At 67.9% G+C, this 16006-nt stretch carries 15 protein-coding genes; 9 read left to right on the forward strand and 6 right to left on the reverse strand.

What is annotated here, in order from left to right:
• The first annotated feature begins 200 nt into the window (after positions 1-200).
• Both IEQ11_RS17515 and IEQ11_RS17520 read left to right on the forward strand, forming a co-directional pair.
• A complete protein-coding gene (locus tag IEQ11_RS17515; protein WP_191822369.1) occupies positions 201-1298 on the forward strand; it encodes a radical SAM family protein in 1098 nt (365 codons plus the stop codon).
• Positions 1285-2364 (forward strand): DNA methyltransferase, encoded by a 1080-nt coding sequence (locus IEQ11_RS17520; RefSeq protein WP_191822351.1) that lies wholly within the window; start codon positions 1285-1287, stop codon positions 2362-2364. The genes IEQ11_RS17515 and IEQ11_RS17520 overlap by 14 nt, the downstream gene beginning before the upstream one ends.
• Before the next feature lie 21 nt (positions 2365-2385).
• Here IEQ11_RS17520 and IEQ11_RS17525 read toward each other — a convergent pair whose 3' ends face one another.
• From IEQ11_RS17525 to IEQ11_RS17535, 3 genes are all read right to left on the reverse strand, one after another.
• Positions 2386-3075, reverse strand: coding sequence for a glycoside hydrolase family 75 protein (locus IEQ11_RS17525; protein WP_051547613.1), 690 nt, complete (start codon positions 3073-3075; stop codon positions 2386-2388).
• A gap of 352 nt (positions 3076-3427) precedes the next feature.
• Positions 3428-3988: a GNAT family N-acetyltransferase gene (locus IEQ11_RS17530; RefSeq protein ID WP_191822352.1), complete on the reverse strand. Its 561-nt coding sequence runs from the start codon at positions 3986-3988 to the stop codon at positions 3428-3430.
• Between the two features lie 170 nt (positions 3989-4158).
• A complete protein-coding gene (locus tag IEQ11_RS17535) occupies positions 4159-5175 on the reverse strand; it encodes a zinc-dependent alcohol dehydrogenase family protein (RefSeq protein WP_191822353.1) in 1017 nt (338 codons plus the stop codon).
• Between the two features lie 159 nt (positions 5176-5334).
• Between IEQ11_RS17535 and IEQ11_RS17540 the strand changes: the two genes are divergently transcribed.
• Complete coding sequence (locus IEQ11_RS17540; protein ID WP_191822354.1) at positions 5335-6273, forward strand: LysR family transcriptional regulator; 939 nt, start codon at positions 5335-5337, stop codon at positions 6271-6273.
• A 218-nt stretch (positions 6274-6491) separates the two neighbouring features.
• On the opposite strand, the gene IEQ11_RS17545 is transcribed toward IEQ11_RS17540, so the two are convergent.
• Positions 6492-7652: an AAA family ATPase gene (locus tag IEQ11_RS17545; RefSeq protein WP_191822355.1), complete on the reverse strand. Its 1161-nt coding sequence runs from the start codon at positions 7650-7652 to the stop codon at positions 6492-6494.
• A 282-nt stretch (positions 7653-7934) separates the two neighbouring features.
• On the opposite strand from IEQ11_RS17545, the gene IEQ11_RS17550 reads away from it, so the two are divergent.
• The gene (locus tag IEQ11_RS17550) at positions 7935-8900 is read left to right on the forward strand and encodes a CsgG/HfaB family protein (protein WP_191822356.1); all 966 of its coding nucleotides are present in this window, start codon (positions 7935-7937) and stop codon (positions 8898-8900) included.
• A gap of 119 nt (positions 8901-9019) precedes the next feature.
• Here the strand turns inward: IEQ11_RS17550 and IEQ11_RS17555 are convergent, their stop codons facing one another.
• On the reverse strand, positions 9020-10804 hold the full coding sequence (locus IEQ11_RS17555) for a DUF885 domain-containing protein (RefSeq protein WP_191822357.1): 1785 nt from the start codon (positions 10802-10804) through the stop codon (positions 9020-9022).
• A 207-nt stretch (positions 10805-11011) separates the two neighbouring features.
• On the opposite strand from IEQ11_RS17555, the gene IEQ11_RS17560 reads away from it, so the two are divergent.
• The 3 genes from IEQ11_RS17560 (at position 11012) to IEQ11_RS17570 (ending at position 12251) form a co-directional block, all read left to right on the forward strand.
• Complete coding sequence (locus IEQ11_RS17560; RefSeq protein WP_191822358.1) at positions 11012-11362, forward strand: VOC family protein; 351 nt, start codon at positions 11012-11014, stop codon at positions 11360-11362.
• A gap of 84 nt (positions 11363-11446) precedes the next feature.
• The gene (locus tag IEQ11_RS17565) at positions 11447-11683 is read left to right on the forward strand and encodes a hypothetical protein (protein WP_191822359.1); all 237 of its coding nucleotides are present in this window, start codon (positions 11447-11449) and stop codon (positions 11681-11683) included.
• A gap of 136 nt (positions 11684-11819) precedes the next feature.
• Positions 11820-12251 carry a hypothetical protein gene (locus IEQ11_RS17570; protein WP_052756336.1) on the forward strand — a complete coding sequence of 144 codons (432 nt, stop codon included), beginning with the start codon at positions 11820-11822 and terminating at the stop codon, positions 12249-12251.
• Positions 12252-12357: 106 nt separating this feature from the next.
• Here the strand turns inward: IEQ11_RS17570 and hutU are convergent, their stop codons facing one another.
• On the reverse strand, positions 12358-14028 hold the full coding sequence (hutU, locus tag IEQ11_RS17575) for a urocanate hydratase (RefSeq protein ID WP_191822360.1): 1671 nt from the start codon (positions 14026-14028) through the stop codon (positions 12358-12360).
• 144 nt (positions 14029-14172) lie between these two features.
• Here hutU and IEQ11_RS17580 point away from each other — a divergent pair, with 144 nt between their 5' ends.
• Positions 14173-14754, forward strand: a complete 582-nt coding sequence (locus IEQ11_RS17580; protein WP_191822361.1) for a TetR/AcrR family transcriptional regulator — start codon at positions 14173-14175, stop codon at positions 14752-14754.
• Positions 14755-14998: 244 nt separating this feature from the next.
• Positions 14999-15985 (forward strand): pepsin/retropepsin-like aspartic protease family protein, encoded by a 987-nt coding sequence (locus IEQ11_RS17585; RefSeq protein ID WP_191822362.1) that lies wholly within the window; start codon positions 14999-15001, stop codon positions 15983-15985.
• Positions 15986-16006: the final 21 nt, after the last annotated feature.

Consider the following 16006-nt stretch of genomic DNA (forward strand, 5'->3'; position numbering starts at 1 on the left):
GGCGATCGGGACACAACGCAACTATCGGATAGCAACGCAACCGGTTCCCTCTCCCGCTTGCGGGAGAGGGCCTGGGTGAGGGGATGAGCGTCGAAGACGCGAATGCTTCGGCTCTGTCGCCTCACCGAACAATCCATCGGAACCCACCCATGCAAGCCCCCATCGAAGGGCTAGCCGCCGCGGACCCGGCGACCCTGCCCCTGAGCGCAGCCTCCTCGCTGTTCGAACGCCTGCGCGCGACCACGCCGCAACTCGCGCGCCGCGCGCCGGTCGAACACGACGCCACCCGCTGGCATCCGCACAGCGTGAGCGGCCGACCCTACCGCTTCGCTCAACCGATCACCTTCACCCCGTACGCCTCGGTGCGCGCGTGCTCGGCGCGCTGCCGCTTCTGTTCGGAAACCCTGCGTCCCGTCGAAGGCGGCACGATGGCGCAGACCTTGCGTCCGGCCGACGATTATTTCCAAACCTTGGCGCAGGCGCTGGCGCAGCTGCGCGGCCTGCCGCTGTCGTGGTCGCTGTCGGGCCTGGAATCCAGCGACGACGAAGACTGGTTCCTGCAACTGCTGCACACCCTGCAACAGGCCGAACGCGACGGCGTCGTCGCGCAAGACCGCGTGCTGTACAGCAACGGCGCCGGCTTCGCGCGCGGTCGCGGCGAGGAACTGATCGCAGCGCTGCAAGACTTTGGCCTGTCCTGGGTCGAACTGTCGCGGCATCACCCCGACCCGCTGCGCAACCAGCGCATCATGCGCTTCCGCGACGGCGAAGCGGTCGCCGGCAACGCCGCGTTCGAAGCGGTCGCGCGCGCGATTTCGGCGGCGTTGCCGCTGCGCCAGGTCTGCATCCTGCAACGCGACGGCGTGGCCGATGCGCACGGCGTCGCCGCCTACCTCGACTGGGCCAGGCGATGCGGCGCCGGCACGGTGATCTTCCGCGAGTTCTCGCGCCTGGGCGAGGGCTACCGCGACAACGGCACCCGCCGTTATGTCGACAGCGAGCGCGTGGCGATCGAGCACGTGCTCGGCGATTGCATGGCCGCGCACTGGTGGCCGCGCCTGCGCGCGCTGCAGATCACCGAAGGCTATTACTTCTGGAACCTGCGCTTGCGCGACGAGAGCAGCGGCCTGGAGGTGGTGTTCGAATCCTCCGACTACAGCGCGATGCACCGCCGCCACGCCAGCGGCGACATCTACAAACTGGTGTTCCATGCCGACGGCCGCCTGTGCGCCGGCTGGCAACCCGACCGCGACATTCTCTGGGACAAGACGCACGGAGCGATGCATGGACAACCGTAGTTGGTGGGTGCTGTCGCCCGATCCGCCCGAACACCGCCTGCCCGAGGATCTGCGCGGCCGCGACGGCTTCGACGGCCGCGACTGCGGCTGGGTCAACCAGATGCGGCCGTTCGTGCGCCACTTCAGTCGCCCCGGCCAGACCGTGTTCGATCCGTTCTGCGGCTTCGGCACGACCTTGCTCGCGGCCGCGCTGGAAGGCCGCGCCGGTTGCGGCGTCGAGATCGATCCCGACCGCGCCGCGCTCGCCAGCGAACGACTGCGGCGACACGGCGTCGCCGCGCCGATCGCGATCGGCAGCCTGCCGCAGACCGCGATTCCGCGCGCGATCGACCTGTGCCTGACCAGCGTGCCCTACTTCGGTTGCCGCTGGCCGCAAGCCAACGCGGACGACAGCCCGCGCAACCGCGATCAGCTGTACCTCGAACGCGACTACGCCGCCTACCTCGAACGCCTGCGCGACATCTTCCACGCAGTGCGCGCGGCCCTGCCCGACGGCGGCTACTGCATCGCGATGGCCGAGAACCTGGTGGTCGACGGCCGCATGCTGCCGCTGGCCTGGGACCTGGGCCGGGTGCTCGGCGCGATGTTCGTGGCGCGCGAAGAACGCCTGCTGTGCTACGAACGCGATGTCGCGCCGCTGCCCGCCGGCGCCAGCGCCAGCAACCGCAGCCACGAGTACGCGCTGGTGATGCAGAAGATCGCCGAAACCATCTGCCTGCGCAGCACCATCGACGAACTGCGGGCGATGCGCGAGGCCGGCTTCGCGTTCGACTTGTACGGCAGCTTCGCGCACTGGCTCGCGCACGACGGCGATCCGCCCGCGCGCCGACCCGGCGACGCGGACCTGCAATTGCCCGACGACGAGGATCGCTTCAACGCGCTGCTGCACTGGCTGCACGAACGCCATTACGAACTCAGCCTGTGGGGCGAACCGGTGTTGCCGCCGGTGCGCATCGACCGGCTGCGCGCGCATTGGTATCTGCGCGCGCAGCGCCGCGACCGGCTCGGACGCCTGGTGCGGCTGGACCTCAGCCTGGCCGGCCAGCCCGAAGTCGAGCGGGCGTGAGCGAACTCCGCCGCGCCGGCTTCAGGCCAGCGCTTCGGCGATCTGCTCCAGCCGCGCGCTTCCGCCCAGCGGCTTGAGCAGCGCCATGCAACGCGCGCGGATCGCCGCCGGCGCCATCGGCCAGGCCGGACTCAACCGCGACTTCGGAAACACCAGGTACAAGGTCGACCCGCTCGGCGCGCCCTTGCCGCTGGCCAGGTTCACCGTCTGCCCCGACAGATCGCTGGCCATGCGGATCGACACCTCGCCCAATGGCCGGTCCTGGCCGACATCGCCGACCACGCCGTAACTGCAGCGACGCGTTCGCGGGTGGTAGGCCACGACGAAATCGCCGAGCGCGCCGGTGCCGTTTATCTCCAGGAACGTCGCCGGCAAGGTCAGGTACGGAATGCGCGCGGCGTCGACATAGGCCAACGGATCGGTGCGCGGGCGCTCGGGATCGCTCAGCGCGGTCATCGAGATGTAGTAGCCGGCGTTGCGGCCACGACTTTGTTCCAGCGGCCGCCCGGGCCGCTTGGGATCGGCGACCAGCGCGCTGCGCCAGTCGCCGTCGGGCCAGCCGCTCAGGCGGATGTTCGCCAGCCCCAGGTTTTGTGGATGGTAGGCGTCGGGCGCGCCGTCCGCGGTGATCGAAATATGCGGGCTCAGATAGGCGTATGCCTGCTGAGTGCCTGCATCGAGTGTGTGAATCGAAGTTCCCTTAAAGTCCATCCAACGGTCAACGACCAAAATACTCACGGCACCCTCCTTGCCTGGTCGACGAACACGGCGATGTTGCCGTGTTCTGTGCGCAGGCTAACGTGCCGACGCGCCGTTTCATGTCAATCCGACGTGATTTCGCGAGAATTTATTTTCCGGTTTCGGCGGACCTCGCGCGCGGCGAGCGATGGCTTGCGCGAATGCACGCGCGTGTTACCGAATCATCGTGTTCGCGATCTGTCCAATTAAAATTTCCCGCTGATTTTTTACGCACATAAGGCACATAAAGAATGCATTTTGCTGCGCGATATCGGCGCCGCCCGAAGTGAATCGCTCGCGGTACACAACAACGCGCCTACAACATTCATTCATGCAGATGCAGTGCGAGGATCGCATCGCCATAGGTGTTTCTACCTACTTGAAAGCTGCGCTCGCCGACTTGGCGAAAACCGTTGCGCGCATAAAAGGCCAACGCGCGCGCATTGCCGGCATAGACGCCGAGCAACAGCCGCCGCGCGCCGCGCGCGCGCGACTCGGCCACCGCATGCCGCATCAGTTCGCGACCGACGCCGCCGCCATGAAAACGCGACAACAGATAGATGCGCTTGAGCTCCAGATCGTCGTCGCTCACGTCCGCGAGCGGCAGCCTGGCCGGGGCGACCACCGCGTAACCGACCGGGGCGTCGCCGCGATCGGTTTCGGCAAGCCACGATGTGCACGCCGGATCGGCGAGCCAGGCGCTGTAGACCTCGGCGGCGTGTTGCGCGCGGCAGTGTTCGACGATGTCGCGGCCGTGCAGGATGCCGGCGAAGGTTTCCAGGAACGTCGCCGCGCCGGCCAGGGCCAGCGCGCCGGCGTCGCCGGCATGGGCGCGGCGGATATGGGTGGCGGTGAGGTCGGCGGCAGGGTCGGTCGAATCGCTCATGGCGGTGTGCATTCACAGGGCGGGGGCGATCAAGATCGCACGCCCGCCGACCGAACGGCATCGGCGAAAAGTCGCATCCGCGATAGCCCCCCGCAGGAGCGGCGCAAGCCGCGACCGCGCCGCCGCATCGACGGCGCGGCCTCGCGCAACCGCGACACCCGCCGCCTGCCTCAGCGCGCGACCTCGATCACCACCTTGCCGAAATGCGCGCCGCTTTGCAGATGCTCATACGCCTGACGCGCCTGATCGAAAGCGAACACCCGATCGACCACCGGCGCGATCGCCTTGACCGCGACGAAGCGCGACAGGTCCTCGGCCATCGCGCGGCTGCCGACGAAGATGCCGGACAGGCGCTTGACCCCGGTGATCAGCGAGAACGGATTGAAGTCGCCGCCGAAACCGCTGACCCCGCCGATGATCGAGATCGCCCCGCCGATCGCGGCGGCATCGATCGAACGCTGCAAGGTGCCCTGGCCGCCGACCTCCAGCACCGCGTCCACGCCTCGTCCGTCGGTGAGCCGGCGCACCTCGTCCTGCCATTGCGGCGTGGCGCGGTAATTGATCGTCGCATCGGCGCCGAGCGCCTTGGCGCGCGCGAGCTTGTCGTCGCTGGACGAGGTGATGATCGCGCGCAGCCCGGCCGCCTTAGCCAGTTGCAGGCCCCAGATCGACACGCCGCCGGTGCCCAGCAGCAATACGCTCGCGCCCGGCTGCACGCGCGCGTCGACGAACAGCGCATTCCATGCGGTCACCCCGGCGCAGGTCAGGGTCGCGGCCTGGGCGTCGTCGAGGTGCGCGGGCACCGCGAACACCGAGTCTTCGAAGACCACGATTTCCTCGGCCAGCACGCCGTCGGCGACCGCGCCGAACGGGTCGCGGGTGTTGTGCGCGGTTGGCGCGCCGGCGTGCCAGTGCGGGAAGAAACTGGTCGCGACCCGGTCGCCGAGCTTCCAACGGCTGGCGCCCGCGCCGAGCTCGACGATTTCGCCCACCGCGTCCGAGCCCGGCACCACCGGCGTGTCCGAACTGGCCAGGTAACTGCCGCCGGCGATCATCAGGTCGCGGAAATTCAACGACACCGCGCGAACCCGGATCCGGACCTGGCCGGCGGCCAGCGCGAGCGAGGGACGTTCGAACGATTCCAGCGTGCCGATACCGGCGCCGCTGCGGATGCGATAAGCCTTCATGGGGATTCTCTAGTCGATAGGGGGAAAGCGGCGGCCGGGCGGCGGATCGATGTGCGCGTATCCGATGTGCCTGGCGACCGTGTGGCGCTACGATAGCGTCGCCCCATGCGCCCCAGTGGCTAGCTTCAGGCCACACTTCGTATCCCTTGAGGAACCAATATGGCCGTCAACGACCGCCTGCTCGGCATCGTCGCCTTCGTCCAGTCGGCCGAGGCCGGCAGCTTCGCGATCGCCGCCGAGCGCCTGGGCGTGACCCGCTCGGCGATCGGCAAGCGCATCGCCCGGCTCGAACAGCAGCTCGGCGCGCGCCTGTTCCACCGCAGCACCCGCCGCCAGAGCCTGACCGACGACGGCCAGGCCTATTACGAACGCTGCGTCAAAGCGCTGGCCGAACTCGACGCCGCGCAGGCCGCGCTCGACAGCGGCCGGCGCGAACCCAGCGGCCGGCTGCGGGTCAGCGCGCCGGTGCTGTTCGGCCGCCATTGCGTGGCGCCGGTGATGCTGGAACTCGCGCGCCGGCATCCCAAGCTCGATATCGACCTGTCCTTCAGCGATCGCGTGGTCGATCTGGTCGAGGAGGGTTACGACCTGGCGATCCGCATCGGCCGCCTGCCCGACAGCGCGACCCTCGCCGCGCGCCGGCTGACCGACGAACGCCTCGGCATTTGCGCCTCGCCCGCGTACCTGGCGCAGCGCGGACTGCCGCGCGAGGTCGACGATTTCGCCGGCCACGACGCGGTGCTGTACGGCCGCAACGGCCAGAGCGTGCCGTGGCGCCTGCGCGACGCGAACGGCCAGGTGCGCGAACCCGCGGTGCGCGCGCGCCTGCGTTTCGACGACCTGCAGGCGATCGCCGATGCCGCGATCGCCGACGCCGGCCTGGCCCTGCTGCCGTGCTGGCTGCTCAGCCAATACGTGCGCACCGGCGAACTGCAGATGGTGATGCACGCCGACCGCGTGGTCGGCGGCCGCATCAACGCGGTGTGGCCGCACACCCACTACCTGCCGCTGCGCACGCGCGCGGCGATCGATCTGCTCGTGGAGCGGATTCCGGTGTTGGTGGGGGTGCAGGCGCAGGGGTGGCGCGAGGCGGCGTAGGGATGCGCGGTGATGCGCGGCGTGGCATCCGATGCGACGCGCGGAGCAAACGCCGCCTTCAAACCGCGGCGCTCCAACCTGCCGCTTCCCCCCTTTGAAAAAGGGGGGTTAGGGGGGATTTGCTTTTACCCGCAAGCGACGACGTTGCATGAGGCGTTGGAAGAGCAAAAGCGAATCCCCCCCTGCCCCCCTTTTCCAAAGGGGGGAACAGCAAAGGCTCAACGCTCCGGCCAATACCAAGCCGGCGCATCCAGCATCCCCTGCCCGGCGATGCCGGTCTGACTGAACTGTTTTTCCAGATGCAGGCTGTTGCAATCGTCCTCGGCCTCCAGCGCGCTGATCAGGCGCGAGGCGTGCGAGACCACCCACACCTGGGTGCGGCGCGAGGCATGCGCGATCAGCCGCGCCAGCGCCGGCAACAGGTCCGGGTGCAGGCTGGTTTCGGGTTCGTTGAGCACCATCAGCGGCGGCGGGCGCGGGGTGTGCAGCGCGGCGATCCACAGCAGATAGCGCAAGGTGCCGTCGGACAGTTCCGCCGCCGACAATGGCCGCAACAGGCCGTGCTGATAAAACCGCAGCGAGAAGCGTCCGCCCTCGCCGTCGACCTCGACCCGCGCGCCGGGGAACGCGTCGTCGACCGCCTCGGCCAGCGCGCGCGGGTCGCCGATCTCGACGATGGTCCGCCAGGCCGCGGCCAGGTCGCGGCCGTCGTGACTCAACACCGGCGTGCGCGTGCCCAGTTGCGGCTGCCGCGCCGGCGCCTGCGCGTCGCTGCGGAAGTGATCGTAGAAGCGCCAGCCGCGGATGGTTTCGCGCAGGCTCAGCACCTCCGGCGCGGCGCGCGGATCGGCGATCTGGGCGAATACGCTGTCGAACGCGCTCAGGTGTTCGGCGGCGACGCGCCAGCCGCGCCCCTCGCGCACCCGCGCCATAGGCCCGCGCCGGTCGACCAGCAGATTGGACGAGCGCAGGAACGGCCCGCTCCAGATCGCCTCGCGCTTGATCTCCGGGTCGTGGGCGAACATCGAAAGACTCGGCGTCGGCAGGCCCAGGTCGATCGCATAGCCATATTCGTCGCCGGCGAACCCCAGCCGCAGCGACACCGGCGCGTTGCGCGGCCCGCCCTGGATCGGCACCTCGCCGCGCTTCATCCGCGCCGAGATCGACTCCGGCCCGGCCCACAAAGTCGACTCCAGCCCGCCCTCGCGCGCCAGCGCCGTCACCACCCCGCCCTGCGCGGTCTGGGCGAGCAGGCGCAGCGCGCGATACAGATTCGATTTGCCGCTGCCGTTGGCGCCGGTGACCACGTTGAGCCGGCCCATCGGCACGACCAGTTCGCGCAGGGAACGGTAATTGGCGATGGCCAGGGTGCTGAGCATGCGGGTCGGACGCGGAAGACGGGCGCCCAGCCTGCCAGAAGCCGCCCGCCGGCGCCCGCACCTGTCGACACTGACAGGCGACGTCCTTAAACGGACATCGATCACGTTATTATTGTCTAGCGAGTCACCCTCAGGCACGGATATTCCGTGCCTGCGTTCGTCTGGGGACCCGACCGACCTGGCCTTCCGGCCGTGCGGCGGGTGGACGGATCGGCTCGAATCAGGCGCTGCGTCCGCACCGGCCGCGGCTTTCAGGAAAGCAGTTTGAAGGAACGAATGACGATGAAGACCGCAAACAGGGGAATCCAGGCCGCCGCCTGCGTGATCGGCCTGGCCGCCGCGCTGAGCGCCGCACCGGGCTGGGCCCAGCGCAAGAGCGCGCAGGACCAGCGCGCCGAGAAGATGACCCAGATCCCGACCTGCTCCAAGAACCTCGGCGCGATTTCGGTGATCGAGCCCGAAGACACGGTGAACTGGTGGAGCGGCCAGCAGCTGCCCGCGCCGAGCAAGCTGATCAAGGTGTTCGTGCAGAAGTCGCGCTGCTTCACCCTGGTCGACCGCGGCGTCGGCATGGACTCGGCGATGCGCGAACGTGATCTGGCCGCAGGCGGCCAACTGCGCAACAAGTCCAACATCGGCAAGGGCCAGATCCGCGCCGCCGACTACGTGCTGGTGCCCGACCTGATCTCCAAGAACAGCAACGCCGGCGGCAACGCGATCGGCGGCCTGCTCGGCGGTCTGATCGGCGGCAAGGCCGGCGCGGTCGCCGGCAACCTCAACTTCAACAAGAAAACCGCCGACGTGGTGCTGACCGTGACCGACGTGCGCTCCTCCGAGCAGGTCGCGATGGCCGAGGGCAGCGCCAAGAAGACCGACATCGGTTTCGGCGGCAGCGGCGCCCTGTTCGGCGGCAGCGGCCTGGGCGGCGCCGGCGTATCGGGCTATGCCAACACCGAAGTCGGTCAGGTCATCACCCTGGCCTATCTACAGGCCTACACCAACCTGGTCGCCGAACTGGGCGGGCTGTCGGACAACCCGTCGGCCTCGAATTCGCAGCAGGCGGTCACCGTGGTCAAGGCCGCGCGCCTGTTCGCCAATTCCAACGGCGCCGGCAAGGTGGTGCGCCCGCTCGACCCGGGCATGATGCTCTACCCCACCGGCAACAAGCAGGGCGCGATGTGGGAAGTCGAGGACGAACTGGGCAACAAGGGCTGGGTGTCCTCGCTGGCGCTGGAGCTGTCGAAGTAAGTCTTCGCTGTCTGCGTTGTTGCTCGGACAAACGAAAGGGCTGCCGTCACCGGCAGCCCTTTTTTGTTGCTCGAACCAACGCGCCCGATCGCGCGACGAACCGCCGCGGCGAGCGCGCCCTACTTCGCCGCGCGGCTGCGCTCGATCCAGGCCTGCACCCGCTCGCGCAAATACTGCAGGGGCACGATGCCGTCGCCGAGCACCTGCTGGTGGAACTGGCGGATCTCGAAACGATCGCCGAGCGCCTGCTCAGCCTCGCGGCGCAACGCGAAGATTTCCAACGCGCCCGAATCGTAAGACGTGATCTGCCCCGGCATCGCCGCATAGCGATCGACCGATTCCTCGGCGACCTTGGCGCTGAAACGGCCGCTCTCGACCATGTAATCGACCACCTGCTGACGGGTCCAGCCGTACAGATGGATGCCCGGGTCCAGCACCATGCCGCGCGCCGGCCAAGCGCGCCGGCCGATCGCCGCATACGGCGTGGTGTAAATGCCGGCCTCTTCGCTCAGCGCTTCGGCATAACGCGCCCAGCCTTCGACATAGGCCGAATTGAACGCCAGCGCCGAGAACGGATGGCGCTGCACGCCGCGCGCGAGCGCGATCTGCAGGTGATGGCCGGGCCAGGTTTCATGCACCAGGGTGATCTCGGCCGCGCCGCGGCGATCGTCGCCGGGACGGTCGAGGTTGGCGCGGTAGATGCCCGGCTTGGTGTCGTCGGGCTGCATCTCGTAATGCGAACTGACCCCGGTGCCGCGCTGTTCTTCCTTCAAGGGTTCGACCACCGCCGGCTGCGACGGCATCGTGGCGAAATACTTGGCGCTGCGTTCGCGCGCGCGTTCGAGCAGGCCGCGCGAGAACGCCAGTTCCTCGTCGGCCGAGGCGAAGCGGTTGTCGGCCGCTTCGTCCATGCGCTTGACGATGGCCGGCAGATCGCTGACACCGAACAGTTTCTGCCCGAGCTCGCTGACCTTGCGGGTGTTCTCGGCGACGGTGCGTTGACCCAGGGCATAGACCTCCTCGGGCGCGCGATCGAGCGTGGTGAACTGGCGCAACAGCGCGCGATAGCAGGCGACGCCGTCGGGCAAGGCCGACAGGCCGATGCTGTCGCGGCTTTGACCGATGTATTCGTCGGCGAGGAAATCGCGATAGCGGCGCAAGGCCGGCTGGATCTGATCGGCGACGAGGCTTTCGAACTGCTTGCGGAACTCGGCATCGTCGCTGTGCTGCGCCGGCGCATAGAACGGCGATTCGACGGGCTTCATCGCCAGCAAGGCATCGATCTGCTTGAGCACGCGCGCGCCCAATGTCTTGGGCGCCGAATAACCGGCCTTGAGGCCGGCGCGCAGATTGGCGATTTCGTTATCGACATAGCCCGGAAAACCACGCCAGCGGGTCAGCGCCTGCTTGCGCTGCTCCGCCGTCGCCACCGGCTGGCGATCGGCCAGATCGGCCAGGTTGTTCTGCCAACCGCCCATGTGGTTGACGTTCCAACCCTCGCCCTTGCACACGCGCATGCCGCGGCTGGCCTGCAACATCTCGCGCACTTGCGCGTACAGCAACCGCGCGCCGTCGTCGCCGAGCGCGGCGCGGTCGATCGCCGAGAAGCGTTGCCACAAGCCGTCCTCGCGCCGTTCGAACGCGCGCAGGTCGGCGGCGGCGTTGTGCGGCAGGTAGTCGTGCCGCTTCAACGGCAGGCCGGTCTGATAGGCCGGGCCCGGATCGAAATCCAGCACCGCGGCCAGATAATCGTCGGCGATCGCGCCGACCTGAGCCGATGCGTCGTTGGCGGCGGCGCCTTGCTTGGGCGCATCGGCCTTGGCCGCCGCCGGAGCCGCCATCGTCGGCAGCGCGAGCGCGAGCGCCAAGGCCAGCAATCCGATTCGTTGCGTGTTGCGTCGCATAAGCCTCTCCCCAGCGGTCATCCGCGTCTGGATGTTAGCGACAGCGCGGACACCGCAGCCTGCGCCGGAGGTCACGGTGGCTAACGGCCTGGCTGCGAAGCCGTGGGGCATCGTCCTGCGTCGCGGCGAGTTGCGAGCGCAGTCTCACGACGACGCGGTGCCTGCGAGCGTGTACAAAGGAAGGTCGTTCGCCACCGGATCACGCCAATGCCTCCCACCGACCGCAACCTGCGCCTGGACTACATCGAATTCACCGTTTCCGACATCGCCGCGTCCAAGGCGTTCTACGCCGAAGCCTTCGGCTGGACCTTCACCGACTACGGCCCGAACTATTGTGAATTCAACGACGGCCGCATGAAGGGCGGCTTCACCACGCAAGGCAGGCCGCAACCGGGCGGCGCGCTGGTGATCATCTACGCCGACGATCTGGACAAGGCGCAACGCAAGGTCGAAGCCGCCGGCGCGCCGATCGTCGCCACCCACGAGTTCCCCGGCGGACGGCGTTTCCACTTCACCGATCCGGACGGTTACGAACTGGCGGTGTGGACCCAGGAATAAATCCGCGTCAACGCCGCCGCGTCGCGGACGCGACGCGCGTGCGGCCTGGCTTATGATCCGGGAATCGGCAAAGGAACGATTTCGATGGCCCTGGACGCGGTAGGCGAATTGCTCGGCGGCGTACTGCGTTTCGTCGGACGCATGCTGTTCGAGCTGGTGGTCGAGCTGTTGCTGTACGGCACCGGCCGTTTGCTGCTCAAACCCTTCTACCGCGACAAGGAGCCCGTCGACGGCCTGTGTACGCTGGTCGGCGTGCTGGCCTGGGCGGCATTCGCGATCGCCGCGGTCATGGCGTATCGCTACGTGCAGCCGCCGGCCTGATCGCCTTCGCCGCGGGGCCGGCTTCGCTGACCACGATGCCCGACCGATCCGTGCATGAAAACCGAGCCGCCACTATCTTGACCCGGCCGGACGATTGCGCATGCTATGCCCATCGCTTCCACTCACCGATCGCTCCATGGCCTACGAACCCCTGCGCATGATCTGGGATTACGCGGACGGCCCGCGTACCGGCATCGCCGACCACAACGGCCGGCCGCACTACTTTTCCTGCGTGTTCGATGAGGAACTCGGCATCTACGGCGACCTGTTCGACATCACCCCGATCGACGAGGAAACCTTCGCCTGGGCGCAGGAGCACTGGGCGATCTGGCAACGCTGGGAAACCGAAGCCCATGCCGGCCGGCTGAGCGCCGATTCGCACCCGAAGTACGGCCATTTCGACCCGCGCTACAACGAGCTGGAAACCCTGCTCGACAAGGCCATCGACCGGCTCGCGGCGCAGACCGTGCGCCGTCACGGCGAAATCCGTCGCGCATCGATCGACGGCGAACTGTTTCCGGGGCAATGGAACCGGCTCGAGATCGAGTGGACGCAGCCGCCGGCCTGAGCGCCGCCAAGCCGCCGAGCGTTCGAAACCACGTCGCACCGGCACGATCCAAATAAAAAACGGCCCGGAAACCCGGGCCGTTTCGGTCTGAAGCAAACCGCGTCGCTTACAGCATCGGCAGCTTCAAGCCCTGTTCCTTCGCGCACTGCTGCGCGATCTCGTAGCCCGCGTCGGCATGCCGCATCACCCCGGTGCCGGGATCGTTCCACAGCACTCGCGCGATGCGCTTGTCGGCTTCCTCGCTGCCGTCGCAGACGATGACCACGCCGGAGTGCTGCGAATAGCCCATGCCGACGCCGCCGCCGTGGTGCAGCGACACCCAGGTCGCGCCGCCGGCGACGTTGAGCATGGCGTTGAGCAAGGGCCAGTCGCTGACCGCGTCGCTGCCGTCCTTCATCGCTTCGGTTTCGCGATTGGGCGAGGCCACCGAACCGCTGTCGAGATGATCGCGGCCGATCACGATCGGCGCCTTCAGCTCGCCGTTGCGCACCATCTCGTTGAACGCCAGGCCGAGCTTGTGGCGCAGGCCCAAGCCGACCCAGCAGATGCGCGCCGGCAGACCCTGGAAGCTGATGCGCTCGCGCGCCATGTCCAGCCAGCGATGCAGGTGCGCGTCGTCGGCGATGAGCTCCTTGACCTTGGCGTCGGTCTTGTAGATGTCTTCCGGATCGCCGCTGAGCGCGACCCAGCGGAACGGGCCGACCCCGCGGCAAAACAGCGGACGCACGTAGGCCGGCACGAAACCGGGGAAATCGAAGGCGTTTTCGCAGCCTTCGTCCTGCGCCATCTGGCGGATGTTGTTGCCGTAGTCGAAGGTCGGAATGCCCTGCTGCTGGAACGCGAGCATCGCCTCGACATGCACCCGCATCGATTTCTTGGCCGCGTCGCGCACGCTTTGCGGATCGCTCTTCTGCTCGGCCAGCCAACGCTCGACCGTCCAGCCGATCGGCAGATAGCCGTGCACCGGATCGTGCGCGCTGGTCTGGTCGGTGACCGCATCGGGACGCACGCCGCGGCGCACCAGTTCCGGCAGCACGTCGGCGGCGTTGCCGAGCAATGCGATCGACTTGGCTTCGCCCGCGGCGGTGTACTTCGCGATCCGCGCCAGCGCGTCGTCGAGATCGCTGGCCTGCTCATCGACGTACCGCGTGCGCAGGCGCATGTCGATACTGCTCTGCTTGCATTCGATGTTGAGCGAACACGCGCCGGCCAGCGACGCGGCCAGCGGCTGCGCGCCGCCCATGCCGCCCAGGCCGGCGGTCAGGATCCACTTGCCGGTCAGATCGCCGCCGTAATGCTGGCGGCCCATCTCGACGAAGGTTTCGTACGTGCCCTGGACGATGCCCTGCGAGCCGATGTAGATCCAGCTGCCGGCGGTCATCTGGCCGTACATCATCAAGCCCTTCTTATCGAGCTCGTTGAAGTGCTCCCAGGTCGCCCAGTGCGGCACCAGATTGGAATTCGCCAGCAACACCCGCGGCGCGTCGGCGTGAGTCGGAAACACACCGACCGGCTTGCCCGACTGGATCAGCAGGGTCTCGTTGTCTTCCAGCTCGCGCAGCGACTTGAGGATCGCGTCGAACGAAGGCCAGTCGCGCGCGGCGCGGCCGATGCCGCCATACACCACCAGTTCGGCCGGGTTCTCGGCCACGTCCGGGTCGAGGTTGTTCTGGATCATCCGGAACGCGGCCTCGCTGAGCCACGACTTGCAGCTCTTCTCGCTGCCGCGCGGGGCGCGGATGACGCGGGTGGGATCGTTGCGAGTGGCTGCGGACATGGCGGTTTCCGATGCGCGAAAGAGACCCGAATTATCGCGCCGCGTTCCAGCCGCTCGCCAGCGCCGGCGCCGCCGCGAGCGCCGGCAAAGCGGTGTTTGCGCCCGAAACTGTCGCGCCGGAGCAAAAATGTATACGCTGTATACATGAGCGCGCCCGCCACCGCCGATCGCATCCTGCGCGCCGCGCGCGCGATGTTCGAACGCGGTGGCGCGCAGGCGGTCAGCATGCGCCGCATCGCCCAGGCGGTCGGGCTGACGCCGATGGCGATCTATCGCCACTTTCCCAATCGCGAAGCGCTGCTGCAGCGGATCAGCGACGACAGCTTCCAGGAAATCTCCCGCCACTGGAGCGCGCGCAACGAAGGCGGCGACGTGATCGCGCGGCTGCTGGCGATCCAGCAGATCTACCTCGACTACGCATTGGCGCATCCGCATCTGTTCGATCACGCCTTCTCGATGCCGCGCGAACAGGCGCGACGCTTTCCCGAGGATTTCCGCGCGCGCCGCTCGCCGACCTTGAACGTGGTCGCCGATGTGGTGATCGAAGCGCAGCAGGCCGGACGCCTGCGCCCCGGCGATGCCTGGGACATCGCGATGACCTTGTGGGCGCATACGCACGGTCTGATCGTGCTGTACCGCGCCGGCCGTTTCAGTTACGACGAGCGCGAGTTCCGGCGTTTCTACCAGGCGTCGCTGGCGCGCTTGCTGCAGGGCATCGAAGCCTGACTACGCGGCATCGATCCGAATCGCGACGAAGCGTTCTTCGCGACAGTTGGCTATCCCTCCGCTGCGTCTTCGCATCGACTTCGCATCGGCCTCGAATTGATCGGCTCGTACCGATTGACTGCGATCATCGGTTCGATCCGGGCGACCCACCCAGGCATGCGCCAAAGGTTGGCTTACATTCGGCACTGCCGTCCGCGCTCGCGCGACGCCAAAGTCGCGGCAACACCGAGCAGGACCTTGCACGATGCCCGCATGCTCCAAGCCACGTCCGCGCGCCACGCTGGCGATGCTGTTGATCGCCGCGTCGGCCTTGATGCCCGCGCTGGCGCAAACGCCATCGCCGATCGCCGACGGCAAACCGCTGACCTTGCCGGCGACGCTCGAAGCCGGCTTGTTCTACCTGCATCCGAAACTGCCCGACGGCCGCGCGTTGCGCCTGTTTTCCGACACCGGCGGCGGCCTGCTGTTCACCGAGAGCGGCGCCAAGGCGCTGGGCGCGACACTCGATCCGAACGCATCGCGCGAGCAACCGCAACGGCTGAGTTGGCCGCGGTTCCAGGCCGAGGCCTGGATCCCCGCGCCACGGGGCAGCGAGCGCGGCGTACCGCTGATGCAGGCGCCGCCCGATCAGGCCCGGCATCTGGGCGACGGCATGCTCGGCGCGAACTGGTTCGGCGGACACAGCTGGCAGTTCGACTACCCGCGCGGCGAGTTGCGTTTACTGCCCGCGAACGCGCTGCCGCGGGTCGCGGCCAAACACCGGGTGCAGTTGGGATTCCAGAAAGACGCGAACGGCCAGCCGACCACGCATTTCCCTCGCATCCCGGTGCGCATCGAAGGCAAGACCCTGCAACTGCTGTTCGATACCGGCGCGAGCCTGCGCTTGAGCGAGCAGGCCGCGCGCGAACTCGACGGCGGCCCGAACCTGCGCGCCGGCAGCTTCATCACCAGCGAGGTGTTGAAACGCTGGCGCCAACGCCATCCGCAATGGCGGGTGATCGACAAGGCCGATGCCGACGGCCGTGTGCGCATCATCGAGGTGCCGCAGGTGCAGGTCGGCGGCTACCACGTCGGCCCGGTCTGGTTCGCCGAACGGCCGGACAAGAATTTCCACGAGTTCATGTCGCAATGGATGGACCGGCGCGTGGACGGCACGATCGGCGGCAATGCGTTTTCGACCTTGAAGGTCAGCGTCGATTACCCAAGCGGCGTGGCGGTGTTCGAGCGCTGAATGCCGCGCCTGCGACCGGCA

This window comes from Lysobacter capsici (assembly GCF_014779555.2).
GTDB lineage: Bacteria > Pseudomonadota > Gammaproteobacteria > Xanthomonadales > Xanthomonadaceae > Lysobacter > Lysobacter capsici.